13 protein-coding genes are annotated in these 16,379 nt (G+C 40.8%); all 13 read right to left on the reverse strand.

Annotation, left to right across the window (positions count from 1 at the left end):
• Nucleotides 1-14 precede the first annotated feature (14 nt).
• Complete coding sequence (locus COD92_RS14515) at nt 15-791, reverse strand: transporter substrate-binding domain-containing protein (RefSeq protein ID WP_098530095.1); 777 nt, start codon at nt 789-791, stop codon at nt 15-17.
• Between the two features lie 207 nt (nt 792-998).
• Nucleotides 999-2,156, reverse strand: coding sequence for a M20 family metallopeptidase (locus COD92_RS14520; protein ID WP_098530094.1), 1,158 nt, complete (start codon nt 2,154-2,156; stop codon nt 999-1,001).
• A gap of 125 nt (nt 2,157-2,281) precedes the next feature.
• On the reverse strand, nt 2,282-2,719 hold the full coding sequence (locus tag COD92_RS14525; RefSeq protein WP_098530093.1) for a BrxA/BrxB family bacilliredoxin: 438 nt from the start codon (nt 2,717-2,719) through the stop codon (nt 2,282-2,284).
• 148 nt (nt 2,720-2,867) lie between these two features.
• The gene (meaB, locus tag COD92_RS14530) at nt 2,868-3,995 is read right to left on the reverse strand and encodes a methylmalonyl Co-A mutase-associated GTPase MeaB (protein ID WP_098530092.1); all 1,128 of its coding nucleotides are present in this window, start codon (nt 3,993-3,995) and stop codon (nt 2,868-2,870) included.
• A complete protein-coding gene (gene scpA, locus COD92_RS14535) occupies nt 3,996-6,137 on the reverse strand; it encodes a methylmalonyl-CoA mutase (RefSeq protein ID WP_098530119.1) in 2,142 nt (713 codons plus the stop codon).
• A 37-nt stretch (nt 6,138-6,174) separates the two neighbouring features.
• Complete coding sequence (locus tag COD92_RS14540; protein ID WP_255286634.1) at nt 6,175-8,070, reverse strand: methylmalonyl-CoA mutase subunit beta; 1,896 nt, start codon at nt 8,068-8,070, stop codon at nt 6,175-6,177.
• 181 nt (nt 8,071-8,251) lie between these two features.
• Nucleotides 8,252-9,565: a dihydrolipoamide acetyltransferase family protein gene (locus COD92_RS14545; RefSeq protein ID WP_098530090.1), complete on the reverse strand. Its 1,314-nt coding sequence runs from the start codon at nt 9,563-9,565 to the stop codon at nt 8,252-8,254.
• Nucleotides 9,566-9,580: 15 nt separating this feature from the next.
• Nucleotides 9,581-10,564, reverse strand: coding sequence for an alpha-ketoacid dehydrogenase subunit beta (locus COD92_RS14550; protein ID WP_098530089.1), 984 nt, complete (start codon nt 10,562-10,564; stop codon nt 9,581-9,583).
• Nucleotides 10,565-10,576: 12 nt separating this feature from the next.
• Nucleotides 10,577-11,578 (reverse strand): thiamine pyrophosphate-dependent dehydrogenase E1 component subunit alpha, encoded by a 1,002-nt coding sequence (locus tag COD92_RS14555; RefSeq protein WP_098530088.1) that lies wholly within the window; start codon nt 11,576-11,578, stop codon nt 10,577-10,579.
• Nucleotides 11,579-11,644: 66 nt separating this feature from the next.
• On the reverse strand, nt 11,645-13,066 hold the full coding sequence (gene lpdA, locus COD92_RS14560) for a dihydrolipoyl dehydrogenase (protein WP_098530087.1): 1,422 nt from the start codon (nt 13,064-13,066) through the stop codon (nt 11,645-11,647).
• A 22-nt stretch (nt 13,067-13,088) separates the two neighbouring features.
• Nucleotides 13,089-14,192, reverse strand: coding sequence for a butyrate kinase (gene buk / locus COD92_RS14565; protein ID WP_098530086.1), 1,104 nt, complete (start codon nt 14,190-14,192; stop codon nt 13,089-13,091).
• Between the two features lie 99 nt (nt 14,193-14,291).
• Nucleotides 14,292-15,395: a branched-chain amino acid dehydrogenase gene (gene bcd, locus COD92_RS14570; protein ID WP_098530085.1), complete on the reverse strand. Its 1,104-nt coding sequence runs from the start codon at nt 15,393-15,395 to the stop codon at nt 14,292-14,294.
• A 28-nt stretch (nt 15,396-15,423) separates the two neighbouring features.
• Nucleotides 15,424-16,329 (reverse strand): phosphate butyryltransferase, encoded by a 906-nt coding sequence (gene yqiS / locus COD92_RS14575; RefSeq protein ID WP_098530084.1) that lies wholly within the window; start codon nt 16,327-16,329, stop codon nt 15,424-15,426.
• Nucleotides 16,330-16,379 lie beyond the last annotated feature (50 nt).

Consider the following 16,379-nt stretch of genomic DNA (forward strand, 5'->3'; position numbering starts at 1 on the left):
TTGGTCTTTACTAATTATTTTTGATCCTTTAACCATTTATCCTTCAATTCTTGAAGTTTTCCGTTCTCTTCAAGTTTTTGAAGTGCTTTATTTACATCACCAACTAAGTTGCTGCCTTTTGGAAAAGCTACAGCCATCCCTGGAGAACTAGATGTTGGATCATCAAAACCAGCTAATCCCTGTTCCTTCATGTATCCTGTTGCGACTGATTTATCTAAGTACGCTACTTGAACACGATCCGTTACTAGTTCTTGAATCAACGTTGTTGAATTATCTAAAGGCTTAAGCGTAAAATCCACTTTTTTCTGAAGTGTTTTAGCTCCTTCTTCCTGAATAGTTCCTAGCTGTACTGCAACGGTTTTTCCTTTTAGATCATCAATTGTTTTAATTGTAGAACCTTTTTTCGTTAAGAACATTTCACCAGAATGGTTATAAGCAGTTGAAAAATCAACATTTTTTTTGCGCTTTTCAGTTGCCGACATACCAGCAAGTACCATATCTACTCGCTTCGCTTGTAATGCACCGATTAGACCATCAAACTTCATATCCTTGATTTCTAGTTTATAGCCTAATTCATCTGCAATAGCATTAGCAAGGTCAATATCAAATCCTACAACCTTTCCTGATGGATCTCTTGATTCAAATGGAGCAAAATCTGCTGATGTTGCCATTGTTAATACTTTCTTGTCAGCTGTTTTTTTCCCAGTTGCCCCGTCCTTATTACTCTGACCGCAAGCAGACATAACAACTAAAGTAAGAATTAATGTTAAAAATAAAATAGTTCTTTTCATGGTGGAACCCCCTGTGTTATATAAGTATTTGGTTATTTAATATTGGATTTTTATTCAACAAAATGAATAATAACACAACCTACTTATTTTGAAAAGATGTTTTTCTAATATAAAAATATTCTAAAAATTTGGTATGCCAATATTATTTTATCCACTAAAAAAGCACCTCTCAAAGGAGAGGTACTTCAGAGGTCAGTTTTCCATTATCTACGCCTGACGAAATTCATTTTTCATTTTTTCAAATACTTCTTTATTTGTGATTAAATCATATCCCGTAAGCGCAAGGGCCAAAGCACCTCTAGCTAGAATTTTGTGAGAGTTGTCAGTGATTGTTAAGTCGGCAAATTCCCTCGTATGCGCAATCAGTCCAGGCGAATCAAGACCAATATAGGGATGAATGGCTGGAACGACGTGACTAACATTTCCCATATCAATGGAACCATAAGATTCCTTCGCTTTCTTCACTTGCTTAACACCCGTTGTTAATAGATTGTTTGTAAATAATTGGGATAAGGTTTGGTTCGTAACCATATTGTCGTAACTCAGCTCATAGTTTTCAATGTGAACATCTGCACCTGTCATTGACGATGCACCTTTCGCAACACTAATTACCTTTTGAACAACCTCGTTTAGGTAGTTTCGGTCCTTTGCTCGGACATAAAATTGAGCTATTGCTTTGTCTGGAACAATGTTGGCAGCTACACCGCCTTCTTTAATAATCCCATGGATTCTAACATCTGAAGTAACGTGTTGACGCAGAGCATTGATCCCGTTAAATAATTGAATAACAGCATCCAATGCATTAATTCCCTTTTCTGGCGATGCTGCGGCATGACTCGTTCTGCCACGGAAGTCAAATTGAATAGCGTCCATCGCTAACGAATCACCACTCTCATAGGATTCATCTGCAGGGTGCAAAATCATCGCTGCATCAATGTCGTCAAATACTCCTTGCTCAGCCATCGGTACTTTAGCGCCATTTGTTTCTTCTGCAGGTGTACCTAATACGATCACACGGCCGCCAATTTCTTCGACGACTTTACTTAAGAGAACTCCTGCGCCAGCACTCATAGTTCCAATCATATTATGACCGCACCCATGTCCAACCTCCGGCAAGGCATCATATTCAGACAAATAGGCAATAGTAGGTCCCTCTTTCTTACTATCATAAACTGCTTTAAAGGCAGTAGGACGGCCAACGATACCTTTTTCGACTGAAAATTGATGTTGCTCAAGGAATTCCACTAAAAGTTTCATAGATTCAAATTCTTCATCACCCAGCTCTGGTTGATAATACAATATATCATTAATCTCCCATAATCTGTTTTGTATAGCTTCTAATTTATTTTTCAATAATTCCTTCATGTCAAAACACCTCTGAGTTTATGATTAAAGTTACAAAATAATTAATAAATATACACTAAAAAATGTATTTAGACAATAAAAAAAGATCAAATCATTTCACGATTTGACCTTAATTTATTTACTCCTTATACTTCTTCACAATACTGATCAAATTCACTTTGAAGCTTTGCCACTACTGTTGCAGGATCAAAGCCCTCAATTTGATGTCTTTCAATCATGGTCAGTATCTTACCGTCTTTTAACAAAGCAAAAGATGGGGAGGAAGGTGGATAACCTGTGAAATAGCTTCTAGCTGTTTCGGTTGCCTCCTTATCCTGCCCAGCAAATACTGTAACCAGATGGTCAGGGCGTTTATCATTATGAAGCGCATGTGCTGCTGCTGGGCGTGCAATGCCGCCTGCACATCCGCACACTGAATTAATCATCACTAATGTGGTTCCTTTTTGAGCAAAGGCATCCTCTACTTCTGCAGGTGTTTTAAGTTCTTTATACCCAGCAGCGGCAATTTCTTGACGTGCCTGATTAACTACATCATTCATGAAAAAGTTAAAATTCATACTCATCAAAACACACTCCTTATATTCCGTATATAACTATATAATAACAGTTAAAATGTGTTTTCTACAAATGAAATGAAATCTATTGGGCCAAAGCGTCTCCACGATTTGCACTCACCAATGCCCGTGGCCAGAATTTTTTTCACTAGTAAAGTTAACTTTTTGTTTCTGAAAAAAAGTTTTTAAATAATGTCTCTACAGCTGCAGCTACAGTCATTTCCCCAGAAATCACTTCATTTTCAAGCTTAGGAAGAGCACTTTTAACCTCTTTATGATGGTAAAAGAGAAATTGGAGCTGATCCGTTATCATTGAATAAAACCATTCCCTGGCTTGTATTCTTCTTCTTTCCTCAAAAACTCCTGAAGATTTTCCGGTTTTTGCAAAGGATTGAATAACACCCCAGATTTCGTTAATTCCCTCAAGAGTTATCGAAGAGCAAGTATAGGCCTTTGTATTCCAACCTTTTGTAGCTGGCTGAAGGAAGTGGAGAATTCGGTTGTATTCCTGTCTGGTTTGTTCAGCTATCTGTTTATTCGCTCCATCAGCCTTATGAACAAGGATGATATCAGCTAGTTCCATAATCCCCTTCTTCATTCCTTGAAGCTCATCGCCCGCTCCTGTCAAAACAAGCAAAATGAAAAGATCAACCATATCTCTGATAATTACTTCGCTTTGTCCCACACCAACCGTTTCAACTATAATAATATCGAATCCGGCCGACTCACAAATTAACATTGCTTCTCTTGTTTTTCTGTGTACACCGCCCAGTTTCCCTCCTGTTGGCGACGGGCGAATAAAGGCGTTCTCATTTCTTGATAACTGTTCCATTCTAGTCTTGTCGCCCAGAATACTGCCGCCAGAGATACTTGAACTTGGATCAATAGCCAATACAGCAACCCGATACCCTAGGTTGCACAAATGTATACCAAAAGCCTCAATAAAGGTACTCTTTCCTGCACCTGGAACACCGGTTATACCGATACGAATTGATTTACCAGTTTTGGGCAGGAGCATCTTCAACAGCTGCTGAGCTTTTTGAAAATGCTGATCAGCATTACTTTCTACAAGTGTAATCGCTCGAGCAAGCAGGCTTCGGTCACCCTTCAGCACCCCATCATAAAGAACATCAATGGACGGTTCTGTGGAATTTCGTTTTTGAAAGCGTACATTTTTTTCAAAAGAGACAGTTTGACTTTCAAGCTCCTTGCCTCGTCGCACGATGCTTAGACAGCTGTCAGGATTATTAGGGTCACTCCATTCCGGTTTATGATCCTTTCCCATTTATTGCGACACTTCCTCATAACCGAGTTTTATATAAATCTCCCTAATCACTTTTTGAGCAGCAACAGGAATGATGGTTCCCGGTCCGAAAATGGCCGCTGCACCATGGTCATATAAAAATTGATAATCTTGGGAAGGGATGACACCGCCGACGACAACCAGAATATCCTCTCGGCCCATTTTTTTCAGTTCATCCACTAGTTGAGGCAGCAGTGTTTTATGACCTGCTGCAAGCGAGCTCATGCCCACTACATGAACATCATTTTCAACGGCTTGAATAGCAGTCTCTTCTGGCGTTTGAAACAGCGGACTTATGTCTACATCAAAGCCTAAATCCGCGAAAGCAGTGGCGATGACCTTTGCCCCCCGATCATGACCATCCTGACCCATTTTCGCAATAAGGATTCTTGGCCGTCTCCCTTCATTCTCAAGAAAATCATCTGTCATTTTCTTCACTTCAATGATCTCTTCCTCATTGCTAAAGGCTGTACTATACACACCGCTAATCGAACGAATGACGGCTTTATGCCTTGTTGCCACACGCTCAATAGCATCAGATATTTCACCAAGTGTTGCTCTTACTCTGGCTGCCTTAACAGCAAGTTCTAATAGATTTTGATTCCCTGTTTCAGCAGCTTTTGTTAATTCATTAAGTGCCGCTTCCACTTTTTGATTATCTCGAGCCGCTTTTAAAGCAGTTAATTTCTCCATTTGCTTTAAACGGACGGCAGTATTATCGATATCTAATATATCGATCGCTTCTTCCTTTTCAGGTCTGTAGCGATTAACCCCTATAATGGTTTCTTTACCAGAATCGATTTGCGCTTGTCTTCTAGCTGCTGCTTCTTCGATTCTCATTTTGGGAAGACCTGTTTCTATGGCCTTAGCCATACCCCCAAGTCCTTCAATTTCTTCAATGTGGGTCCAGGCCCTTTTTACTAAATCATCTGTCAGTTTTTCTACATAATAAGATCCTCCCCAAGGATCGATTACATGGGTAATCCCTGTTTCTTCTTGTAAAAACAATTGAGTGTTTCGAGCAATCCGGGCTGAGAAATCTGTTGGTAAGGCTATTGCCTCATCTAAGGCGTTCGTATGCAGTGATTGGGTATGCCCCATTGCCGCAGCATGTGCTTCAATAAGTGTTCGCGTAACATTATTAAATGGATCCTGTTCGGTTAAACTCCATCCTGACGTTTGTGAATGAGTCCGTAATGCTAATGATTTTTCATTCTTTGGCTGGAAAGACTTCATCATTTTGGCCCAAATGAATCTCGCAGCCCGCATTTTGGCGACTTCCATGAAGTAATTCATCCCAATTGCCCAGAAAAAGGACAGTCTTGGTGCAAATGAATCGATATCGATGCCTGCTTTAAGACCTGTTCGGACATACTCTAAGCCATCTGCAAGTGTATAAGCTAATTCTAAATCCGCCGGAGCTCCCGCTTCTTGCATATGGTAGCCGGAAATACTAATACTATTAAACTTTGGCATGTATTTGGACGTGTATTCGAAGATATCCGCAATGATCTTCATCGACATTTCAGGTGGGTAAATATACGTATTACGAACCATATATTCTTTTAATATATCGTTTTGGATGGTTCCCGAAAGCTTTTCTTGGCTGACTCCCTGTTCCTCTGCCGTTACGATAAAGAAAGCTAAAATCGGCAAGACAGCCCCGTTCATTGTCATCGATACAGACATTTGATCCAAGGGTATTCCTGCAAAAAGTGTCTTCATATCAAGTATGGAGTCTATGGCAACACCAGCTTTCCCAACATCCCCAACTACACGAGGATGATCGGAGTCATAACCGCGGTGGGTAGCCAAATCAAAGGCTACTGATAATCCCTTTTGCCCCATAGCTAGATTTCGTCGGTAAAAGGCATTACTTTCTTCAGCAGTTGAAAAGCCTGCATACTGCCTCACCGTCCAGGGCCGATTCACATACATGGTCGGATACGGTCCCCTCGTATAAGGAGGCAGTCCAGGAAGGTCATCAATATGTTCTAAACCCACACGATCCTCTTTTGTATAAATAGGCTTAAGGTATATTTGCTCATTCGTTTCAAACAGCAAATCTTCAATGGAAGAAGAAATTTCATGATTAACTTTCTCTTCCCACTCTCTTTTTGTCATGAATTTTTGGTCAGCAAACAATGGAATAATTTGAAAATTAGGCTTTTGTTTCTTCAACCGTGTTCACCTCCATATCAGTAAGGATATCTGATAGAGTTTCATAGCAATTAGTACCTGCATGAATGAACTGCTTAATACCCAAACTCTTCCACTGGGACTGTTTTTCTATTTCAGGGAGCCCAGCTAAGTAAAATATACGTTCTGGAAATTCAGATTTTAAAGCTGTTAGAATGTCTCTACCGGCTAGCTCGTACTGTTCATTTGTTCCACAAAAGCAGAAATAGGAAGTAGGTGTTTCTAAGACAAATTGTTTTGCATTTTCTAAAGTTAAGATTGGGTTGCTATCCACTGCTTTTAAACCACCTGCCGCCACATAACCTTTCATAAAATCGAGCCTTGGTTTATGCTGCTTTATTTCGCCAAGGCAAATCATCCCTACTGATGGAATGATGCCTATTTTTCCTTCGAGCTGCTTTGCCTTTCTTCGCAGCTTTTCAAAAGGCTCCGTAAGTCTCCGTGCTGGTATGGATTCTATTTTGCTCAATGAATAGGTTCCATTTGTAAAAAAACTGTTCATTTTCCTCGGCTTGGGATTTGGTTCAGGTTCATTTATATCGGCATAAACATTTGTTCCAATCATGCTTTGCTGCCTAGTTTGAATATCTAAATTCCTTTTTAGATAAGTTGCTTCTATTTCCTGCTGGAGCCAATTTGATTTTAAAACATTTAATATACCGCCCTGGCCCTCAATTTGCCGGAAGAATTCCCAAGCTTTTTCAGCGAGCTGACTCGTTAACTCTTCCACATACCAAGAGCCGCCAGCTGGGTCAATGACTTTTTCTAGATGTGCCTCTTGTTTCAAGAGCAGTTGGATATTTCTGGCGATTCTTTCTGAAAATGGTGTGGTAACTGTAAGACTATCAAAAGGAGTAACGTGTAAATATTGAACCCCTCCGATGACGGCCGCAAATGTTTCATTGCCAGCCCGCAGAAGATTGACATAGGGGTCATGTAAGGATTTTGTAAACGTAGAGGTTTCGGCAGAAATGACCATCCCCCGAGCTTCATCTTTGGCACTGTAAAGTTCAGTTATACGATTCCAAAGTATCCGCGCTGCCCGAAGTTTAGCAATTTCCATGAAGAAGTTACTTCCAATAGAGAATTGGAAGACAATTTTTTTAAAAATTAAATTAAGGTCCATTTCACCATCCTGAAGGATATCAAGATAATGTACCCCTTCCGCAATGGCAATTCCCAGCTCTTGAACGGCATTTGCTCCGCCATTATGATAAGGGGTTATATCAATGAGTATGGTGTTAAGGTGTGGAAACCTTTGACTAAACTTATTTATAGCTTTCTTCCATTCCTCGATAAACTCCCGTGAAACAGCCCCTTCCTCGGCAAATAGGGCAATCGGGTCTGAACCCAAATAACCTGTAATTTTATCAGTCATATTTTCGTCCTCTGCCATTTTTGCTAATACATTTAGAATCGCTGAATGCCATCCTTTTGTATTAAGCGCTAATGGATATTGATGATAGAGGCCTGCCAACACACTCGTAAGACTGTCATTTGTTTCCATTAATTCTTCCGATACCCTAAAGGAAATAGCAGTTTGCCCATTTTCTTGGGCTTCATGAAGTTTCTCTTTCAATTCTCCAGGTGTTTGGTAAGATAACTGCTGTGCTACCTTCCACGTATTTGTCAAATATCCAAGCGGATAAATCCCTCGTCGGTAATCAGAGCCTCCTGAATAATTAGGAACTGGATGCTCATCTTTTCGGATATAAAGCGGTTTCAAAAAAATGTTTTCATATGTATGCCGATGTAAGGATTCAATCTTTTTCCCTTTTAGAGAGGCTTCTGCTTTAGCCTGCCAGTCATCAATTGTTTTCTGTAAAAAAGATTGATTTTTTATATTTTCCAACTCCATCTCCCCTTTCTTCCGAATTGCAGTAAAATTCAATTAATTCTACTTATTTCTATTTTATGGTACAAATAGATTTCAAGCAATGAAAACCACTGTAAAAAGTAGGTTAATCAATTTCTTCATCTTGTCTTTAATAACTTTAATAATAAAAACCGCTGCCCGTACAGGCAGCGGTAATTAATTGCTAATAAATAGTTGTGGTTGCTTTTGATGTATTTTCAAGAATTTCTTTCACTCGTTGTAAGAAACGGCCGCAAACTAGTCCATCCAATACCCTGTGGTCCAGTGACATACATAGATTCACCATATCACGGACAGCAATCATGTTGTTGTTTATAACAACAGGCCGTTTAACGATTGACTCCACTTGAAGTATTGCTGCTTGTGGGTAGTTAATGATTCCCATTGATTGAACGGAACCAAAGGAACCCGTGTTGTTTACCGTGAATGTACCGCCTTGCATATCCTCTGATTTTAGTTTGCCTGTTCTCACTTTAACTGCAAGTTCTGAGATTTCTCGGGCAATTCCCTTTATGGTCTTTTCATCTGCATTTTTAATGACTGGAACGTAAAGAGCATCCTCAGTGGCTACAGCAATAGAAATATTGATGTCTTTCTTTTGAATAATTTTATCCCCTGCCCACATCGAATTAATTTGTGGGAATTCTTTCAAGGCTTGGGCAACAGCTTTCACAAAAAAGGCGAAGAAAGTTAAATTGAAACCCTCTTTCTTCTTAAATTCGTCTTTTAAACCATTACGATATTCCACAAGATTAGTTGCATCCACTTCAATCATGGTCCAGGCATGTGGTGCCTCATGTTTGCTGCGAAGCATATTAGCTGCGATCGCTTTACGCACTCCAGTTAAAGGGATTTCTATGTCTCCAGTTGTCATAGGAACTGCTGCCTGTTGAGCCGCCGGGGACGAAAGCGCTGCGGGCTGACTAGTGAAAGCTTGTGCTGCATCTTGTTTGACCTCTGGCCTTTGTCCTGATCCATTTATGGTATCAACCTTCTGGTCGGCAGTTGGAATATTACCAGATTCAATTAATTTCAATAGATCCTTTCTAGTAATCCTTCCTCCCGCACCGGTACCAGACACTTTCGTTAAATCAATGCCATGTTCTTGAGAAATTTTTAAAACAGCAGGTGAATAGCGTGCTTTATTTTCTTGACCCGCTGCAGGTGCAGATTCTGTCCTACTTGTTTCTTCCGTATTTGGCTTTACCGCCAGAGAAGGGTCCTGCGTACTGCTATCCTCCACTTCAATTGTACAAATAATCTCCCCTACGGCTAGTGTCTCTCCTTCTTCAGCAATCAGTTCTTTAATCACACCAGTAAAGGAGGACGGGACTTCTGCATTTACTTTATCGGTCATGACCTCGGCCAGCGGGTCGTATTTATTTACCCTATCACCTACAGTTACTAACCACTTGCTAATAGTACCTTCGGTTACACTTTCCCCTAATTGAGGCATTTTAATTTGTTCAGTTGCCACTAGTTCCATACCTCCTTAATATTCTGCAAGCTCGCGCATTGCCTTTTCGACTTTGTCCGGATTAACCATAAAGAATTTCTCCATCGTAGGGGAATAAGGCATGGCCGGGACATCTGGTCCTGCGAGCCGCATAATAGGAGCATCTAATTCAAATAAGCAATGTTCCGCTATAATGGCTGAAACTTCACTTATTATGCTTCCTTCCTTATTGTCCTCTGTTATTAGCAGGACCTTGCCGGTTTTAGAAGCTGCCTCAATAATCGCCTCTTTATCAAGCGGATAGACAGTTCGTAAATCAAGGATATGAACAGAAATTCCATCCTGGGCTAATTTTTCTGCCGCTTGAAGGGCAAAATGAACACATAGACCATAAGTAATAACTGTAATATCTTCGCCTTCGCGTTTTATATCCGCTTTGCCGATTGGCAGCGTATAATCATTTGCTGGGACTTCACCCTTGATTAAACGATATGCCCGTTTGTGCTCGAAAAAGAGAACCGGGTCATTGTCGCGAATAGCGGCTTTTAATAGTCCTTTCGCATCGTATGGTGTGGAAGGCATTACGATTTTCAAACCTGGCTGATTAGCAAAAACCGCTTCGACTGATTGAGAATGATAGAGTGCTCCATGTACTCCTCCGCCGTAAGGGGCACGTATAACAATTGGACAGTTCCAATCATTATTAGAACGATAGCGAATTTTTGCAGCTTCAGAAATAATTTGGTTTACAGCAGGCATAATAAAATCAGCAAATTGCATTTCTGCAATTGGGCGCATCCCGTACATCGCTGCCCCGATTCCTACTCCTGCGATAGCTGACTCTGCAAGTGGTGTATCAATGACCCGTTCCTCGCCAAATTGTTCGTATAAGCCCTGGGTTGCTTTAAATACTCCGCCTTTCACCCCTACATCTTCACCAAGGATAAACACCTTGGAATCGCGTTCCATTTCTTCACGCATCGCCATTGTGATTGAATCAATATATGAAATAATCGCCATTTTACGTCCCCCTTACTCTTCCGTTTCCGCATAAACATATTTCAATGCATCTTCTGGTGCAGAATAAGGAGCATTTTCTGCATATTCTGTCGCCTCATTCACCAGTTTCATCACACGATCATTCATTTCTTTTTCCAGGTCATCATTTAAGACATTTGTTTCCTTCAAATAGGCTCCAAACGTCATTAACGGATCCTTTGTTTTTGCTTTTGCCACTTCATCCGGTGCGCGGTACGAACGATCGTCATCATCCGAAGAATGTGGAGTAAGCCGGTAAGAAACTGTTTCAACAAGGGTTGGACCTTCGCCACGGCGGCCCCGGTCAGCAGCCTCTTTTACAGCCTTATACACTTCCAGAGGATCATTACCATCAACGGTTACACCTGGCATCCCATATCCAATCGCACGATCTGACACCTTTTCACATGCTAATTGTTTTTCAATTGGGACTGAAATAGCATATTTATTATTTTCGCACATGAATATAACCGGAAGTTTATGCACACCTGCAAAGTTTGCTCCCTCATGGAAATCCCCTTGGTTAGAAGAACCTTCTCCAAAAGTAACAAATGTTACTAGATCTTTTTTCTCCATTTTTCCCGCAAGAGCAATTCCTACAGCGTGGGGAACTTGTGTGGTAACAGGTGACGAACCTGTTACGATTCTATTTTTCTTTTGCCCAAAATGCCCAGGCATTTGCCGGCTCCCTGAGTTCGGATCCTCCGCTTTAGCAAAACCGGAAAGCATCAATTCTGTTGGTGTCATCCCGAAGGTTAACACAACCCCCATGTCTCGGTAATAGGGAAGTACATAATCCTTCTCCCGGTCCAGAGCAAAAGCCGCTCCCACCTGTGCTGCTTCTTGGCCTTGACATGAAATAACAAATGGAATTTTTCCAGCACGGTTCAATAACCACATCCGCTCATCAATGCGTCGGGCCAAAAGCATCGTCTCATACATTTCCAATACCTTTTGGTCGCTTAATCCTAAAACTACATGACGCTTCTCTGCCATTTATTTCTTACCTCCCGATTGTTCGATAGACACTAACAAATTATCAACACTAATACTTTACATTTATTATGAATGAATGGCCTTCCCATCCACTGCCAAAGCTGCTTCCCCAATGGCTTCTGTCAAAGTTGGATGTGGATGAATGGTATGGGCAATTTCCCACGGTGTTGCATCTAATACCATGGCCAGCCCCGCCTCTGTGATCATGTCAGTTACATGTGGACCAATCATATGCACCCCTAGAATATCATCAGTCTCGGAATCTGCAACAATTTTTACAAAGCCATCTGAATCACCGAAAACAAGAGCTTTCCCGATTGCCCGGAAGGAAAACTTACCTATTTTCAATTTATGGCCTTTTTCTTTTGCCTGCTCCTCAGTTATTCCTACACTGGAGACCTCCGGGTTACTATAGATGCACCTAGATACTAAGTTATAATTCATTGGCAATGGTTTTTCTCCTGCTATATGCTCAACTGCAATAATTCCCTCGTGCGAGGCAACATGTGCAAGTTGTAAACCGCCTATAACGTCACCTATCGCATAAATATGGGACTCTTTCGTTTGATAAAATTCATTGGTCACGATAAAGCCATTTTCAGCTTGGATATCGGTATTTTCAAGTCCTATTCCCTCTAAATTTGCTTGGCGACCAACTGAGACTAAGAGTTTTTCAGCCTTAAACTGTTTAAGAACGCCTTTAACCTCTGCTGAAATACTAACCTCTTGATCTTTAACAATTGTTTCAGGCAGCACCTTAGCACTGGTAACAAGGTTTATCCCCCTCTTTTTCATGACCCGCTGCATTTCTTTAGAAATATCTTTATCCTCTGTTGGAATGATGCGGTCAGCAAACTCAATAACTGTTACATTTATTCCAAAATCAGAAAGCATGGAAGCCCATTCTATTCCGATAACACCGCCTCCAACAATAATGATTGATTTTGGCAAGACTTCAAGCTGTAATGCTTCATCAGATGATATTACCAACTGACCATCGATTTCCAAGCCTGGAAGCGTTCTTGGTCTTGAACCAGTGGCAACAATCACATTTTTTGGAATCAGCATTTCGTTTTCCGTTCCGTTGTTCATTTCAACTGAAATAGTACCTGGCATCGGTGAAAAAATCGATGGTCCAAGGATTCGGCCAATCCCTTCATAGACATCAATCTTCCCCTGTTTCATTAGATGTTGGACGCCCTTATGTAACTGGTCAATAATCTTATTTTTTCTAGCTTGAACTTTTCCAAAATCTAATGAAACATCGCTCGTGATAACACCAAAATCCTCACCGCGTTTTGTTGTCGCAAATACCTCTGCACTTCTTAATAAGGCCTTGCTTGGGATGCAGCCCTTATGGAGGCAGGTACCTCCCAATTTTCCTTTTTCAACAATGGCCGTTTTTAAGCCAAGCTGAGAAGCGCGAATAGCTGCCACATAGCCGCCTGTTCCACCTCCAAGAATGACCAAATCATATTCTTGTGCCAATTATGTTTCCTCCCCATACTCGTTAAATTTTTGCAGTAGAAAAATTCCCTGGATATACCTTCACTTCTTCTTCACCGCTTAAAACCCGAAGTGCCCCTTCTGCCAAGGCTTGAAGTTCATTTTCCCCTGGTTGAACAATTACATCAGCAATCCAATTGACCCGATCGCTAATTGATTTCACAAATCCATTTGCAAAGCTGAGTCCGCCTGTTAAAATAATCGCATCTACCTTGCCAGAAACAACCGCACTGCAAGCCCCTATCTCCTTTGCTACCTGATAGGCCATTGCCTCATAGATTAGCTCTGCCACTTTGTCGCCTGCAGCAATTCTCTTTTCTACCGTTACTGCATCGTTTGTTCCAAGGTATCCAACAAGTCCACCATGCCCTACAAGTTTCTTCATCATTTCTTCCCGATAATATTCGCCTGAAAAACAAAGGGCAATTAAATCCCCTGCAGGCACCGTCCCAGCCCGTTCAGGACTAAAAGGTCCATCACCGTGTAAACCATTGTTTACATCAACAACTCTTCCTTGTTGATGGACACCGACGGTAATGCCACCGCCCATATGGGCAACAATCAAATTTAATTCACTGTATTCCTTTCCCAGTTCCTTTGCTACTCTCCTAGCAACTGCCTTTTGATTTAAGGCGTGAAAGATACTTTTTCTTTCAATTAAGGAAAAACCGGAGATCCTAGCAATTGGGGCGAGTTCATCAACAACAACTGGATCGACAATGAAGGCAGGGATATTTAAACCTGAAGCAATTTCATAGGCTATAATCCCACCTAAATTAGATGCATGCTGCCCGGCATAGCCAGATCTTAAATCCTTTAACATTAAATCATTGACCTCGTATGTTCCGCCTTCAATAGGACGAAGTAAGCCGCCACGTCCGCAAACAGCTGATAATTTTGATATATTAATTCCTTCATTATCCAGTGTTTCCAAAATTACAGTTTTTCTAAATTGATATTGGTCAATAATATTTGAAAAAGTATTAATGGTTTCTACATCATGACGGATTGATTTTTCAAAAATAGAAACTTCGTTATCAAAAACACCAATTTTAGTGGATGTTGATCCTGGGTTAATGGTAAGTATCCGATCTTTATAATCTGGCAACGTCGTAACCTCCACTTTAAAACATCTATCTAAAGGCAAATGCGCTGAATCCAATTCAGCGCTTTGCCTTAACATCATGTTCCTAGTATGGTCCTTGTATTATCTTGAAATCCGATGACTTAAGATATGATGGCCATTTTGTAAAAATTGGCTTCTAGAATTACGAATTCGTGCGATTCTTTCTTCGGCCATTCTATCAGCAGCAACATAAGTTGGGATGCCATCCCGCTTAGAAATTTCAATGACCTTTTCAATCGTTGTATAAAGCTGTTCAACCTTTTTCATTGCACGTTCTTGATTATATCCATAAAGCTCATCCGCCACATTGATAACGCCGCCAGCGTTTATTACATAATCCGGGGCATAGACAATACCCATTTCATGAATGATATCACCATGACGAGCGTCCTTTAATTGATTATTAGCAGAACCCGCAATTACTTTAGCCTTTAATTGAGGGATTGTGTCATCATTAATCGTTGCCCCTAAGGCACAAGGAGCATAAATGTCACACTCAGCTCCATAAATATCATCCGGATCAACTGCACGAGCACCAAATGCTTGAACCGCACGATTAACTGCTTCTTTGTTAATGTCCGTTACAATAAGCTGCGCCCCTTCTTTATGCAGATATTCGCAAAGTGTATAAGCTACATTGCCAACTCCCTGCACTGCAACCACTCTTCCTTCAAGTGAATCCGTACCAAAAGCTTCCTTTGCCGCTGCTTTCATGCCGCGATATACACCAAAAGCAGTGACCGGTGATGGATTACCAGATGATCCAAATGCCGGAGAAATACCTGTAACAAAATCTGTCTCCTCGTGGATTAAATCCATATCCGCCACAGTTGTACCCACATCTTCCGCTGTAATGTACCGGCCATTTAAACCTTGGACGTAACGGCCGAAAGCTCTGAATAATTCCTCACTTTTATCTTTGCGAGGATCGCCAATGATAACGGTTTTTCCACCTCCGAGATTTAAGCCTGCAGCTGCATTTTTATAGGTCATCCCCTTGGCTAGACGAAGAGCATCTTCAATCGCTGCTTCCTCGGAGGCATATGTCCACATGCGGGTACCACCCAATGCCGGACCAAGTGTTGTATCATGAATAGCAATAATAGCTTTTAGACCTGATTGCTTATCTTGACAAAAAACTAATTGCTCATAATCATATTTCTCTAAATACTTGAAGATTTCCATGAAATTTCCTCCTCAAATGGGTAAAAATCTATTTATTTACACAACATAACGCTAACGCTAGTGAATACAACTTGCTTTCTGCTGAATCAGCTCTTGATGTAAGCACAATTGGAGCGCTTGCTCCCGCAAGGACAGCGCCTACCTTTGCCTTAGCAAAATAAATTAATGATTTATATAACACATTCCCAACCTCGATAGTGGGTACTAATAAAATATCTGCATTACCTGCTACGTCGCTGATAATCCCTTTGTGTTCAGCAGCTAATTCAGAAATGGCATTGTCAAGGCCAAGCGGCCCATCAACAATGCAACCGGAAATTTGCCCCCGTCTATTCATCACTGTTAATGCAGCGGCATCAAGGGTTGCCTGCATATCGGGATTAACTGCTTCAACAGCAGCAATTACCGCTACTTTCGGCATTTCGATCCCGACTGATTTGGCAAGTGCAACCGTATTTTTTATAATTTGTACTTTTTGTTCTAAGTTAGGAGCAATGTTCATAGCTGCATCTGTAATTAAGAGTAGTTGACTAAAACCAGGGACTTCAAAGAAAGCTGTATGTGATAAAACATTCCCGGTTCTGAGTCCATATTCCTTATTTAAAACCGCCTTTAAAAAGATATTGGATGGAATATTTCCTTTCATTAATACATTTGCTTGTTTGTTGGAAACAGCTTGAACCGCGGATTCTGCGGCACTGACCACAGAATCTGAATGAACAATTTTTAATTTATGATTATTCAATAGCTCCTGCTTTTGCAATTTAATCAGTGAAATGATTTTTTCTTGATCACCATAAAGTATAAATTCAGCAAGATTTCGATTTAACGCATCAAGTACGGCCTCAATGACTTCTGCCGTGTCTGCAGCAGCTACAGCAACCGTATTATAGCCATTGCGTGTTGCTTGGTTTATCAGTGAGTCTAGCAACAAGCTATCATCAACCCTTTCTTCTCTTCCTCAAATCCACTTTAAAATATGCA

Source organism: Bacillus sp. AFS037270 (assembly GCF_002585305.1).

What these genes read in the sequence shown, in the direction of transcription:
- COD92_RS14520 (WP_098530094.1), bottom strand. Translation starts at nt 2,156, where the DNA reads ATGAAGGAATTATTGAAAAATAAATTAGAAGCTATACAAAACAGATTA.
- COD92_RS14555 (WP_098530088.1), bottom strand. Translation starts at nt 11,578, where the DNA reads ATGGCAGAGAAGCGTCATGTAGTTTTAGGATTAAGCGACCAAAAGGTA.
- COD92_RS14540 (WP_255286634.1), bottom strand. Translation starts at nt 8,070, where the DNA reads ATGGAGTTGGAAAATATAAAAAATCAATCTTTTTTACAGAAAACAATT.
- COD92_RS14550 (WP_098530089.1), bottom strand. Translation starts at nt 10,564, where the DNA reads ATGGCGATTATTTCATATATTGATTCAATCACAATGGCGATGCGTGAA.
- scpA (WP_098530119.1), bottom strand. Translation starts at nt 6,137, where the DNA reads ATGACAAAAAGAGAGTGGGAAGAGAAAGTTAATCATGAAATTTCTTCT.
- COD92_RS14525 (WP_098530093.1), bottom strand. Translation starts at nt 2,719, where the DNA reads ATGAGTATGAATTTTAACTTTTTCATGAATGATGTAGTTAATCAGGCA.
- bcd (WP_098530085.1), bottom strand. Translation starts at nt 15,395, where the DNA reads ATGGAAATCTTCAAGTATTTAGAGAAATATGATTATGAGCAATTAGTT.
- meaB (WP_098530092.1), bottom strand. Translation starts at nt 3,995, where the DNA reads ATGGGAAAGGATCATAAACCGGAATGGAGTGACCCTAATAATCCTGAC.
- COD92_RS14515 (WP_098530095.1), bottom strand. Translation starts at nt 791, where the DNA reads ATGAAAAGAACTATTTTATTTTTAACATTAATTCTTACTTTAGTTGTT.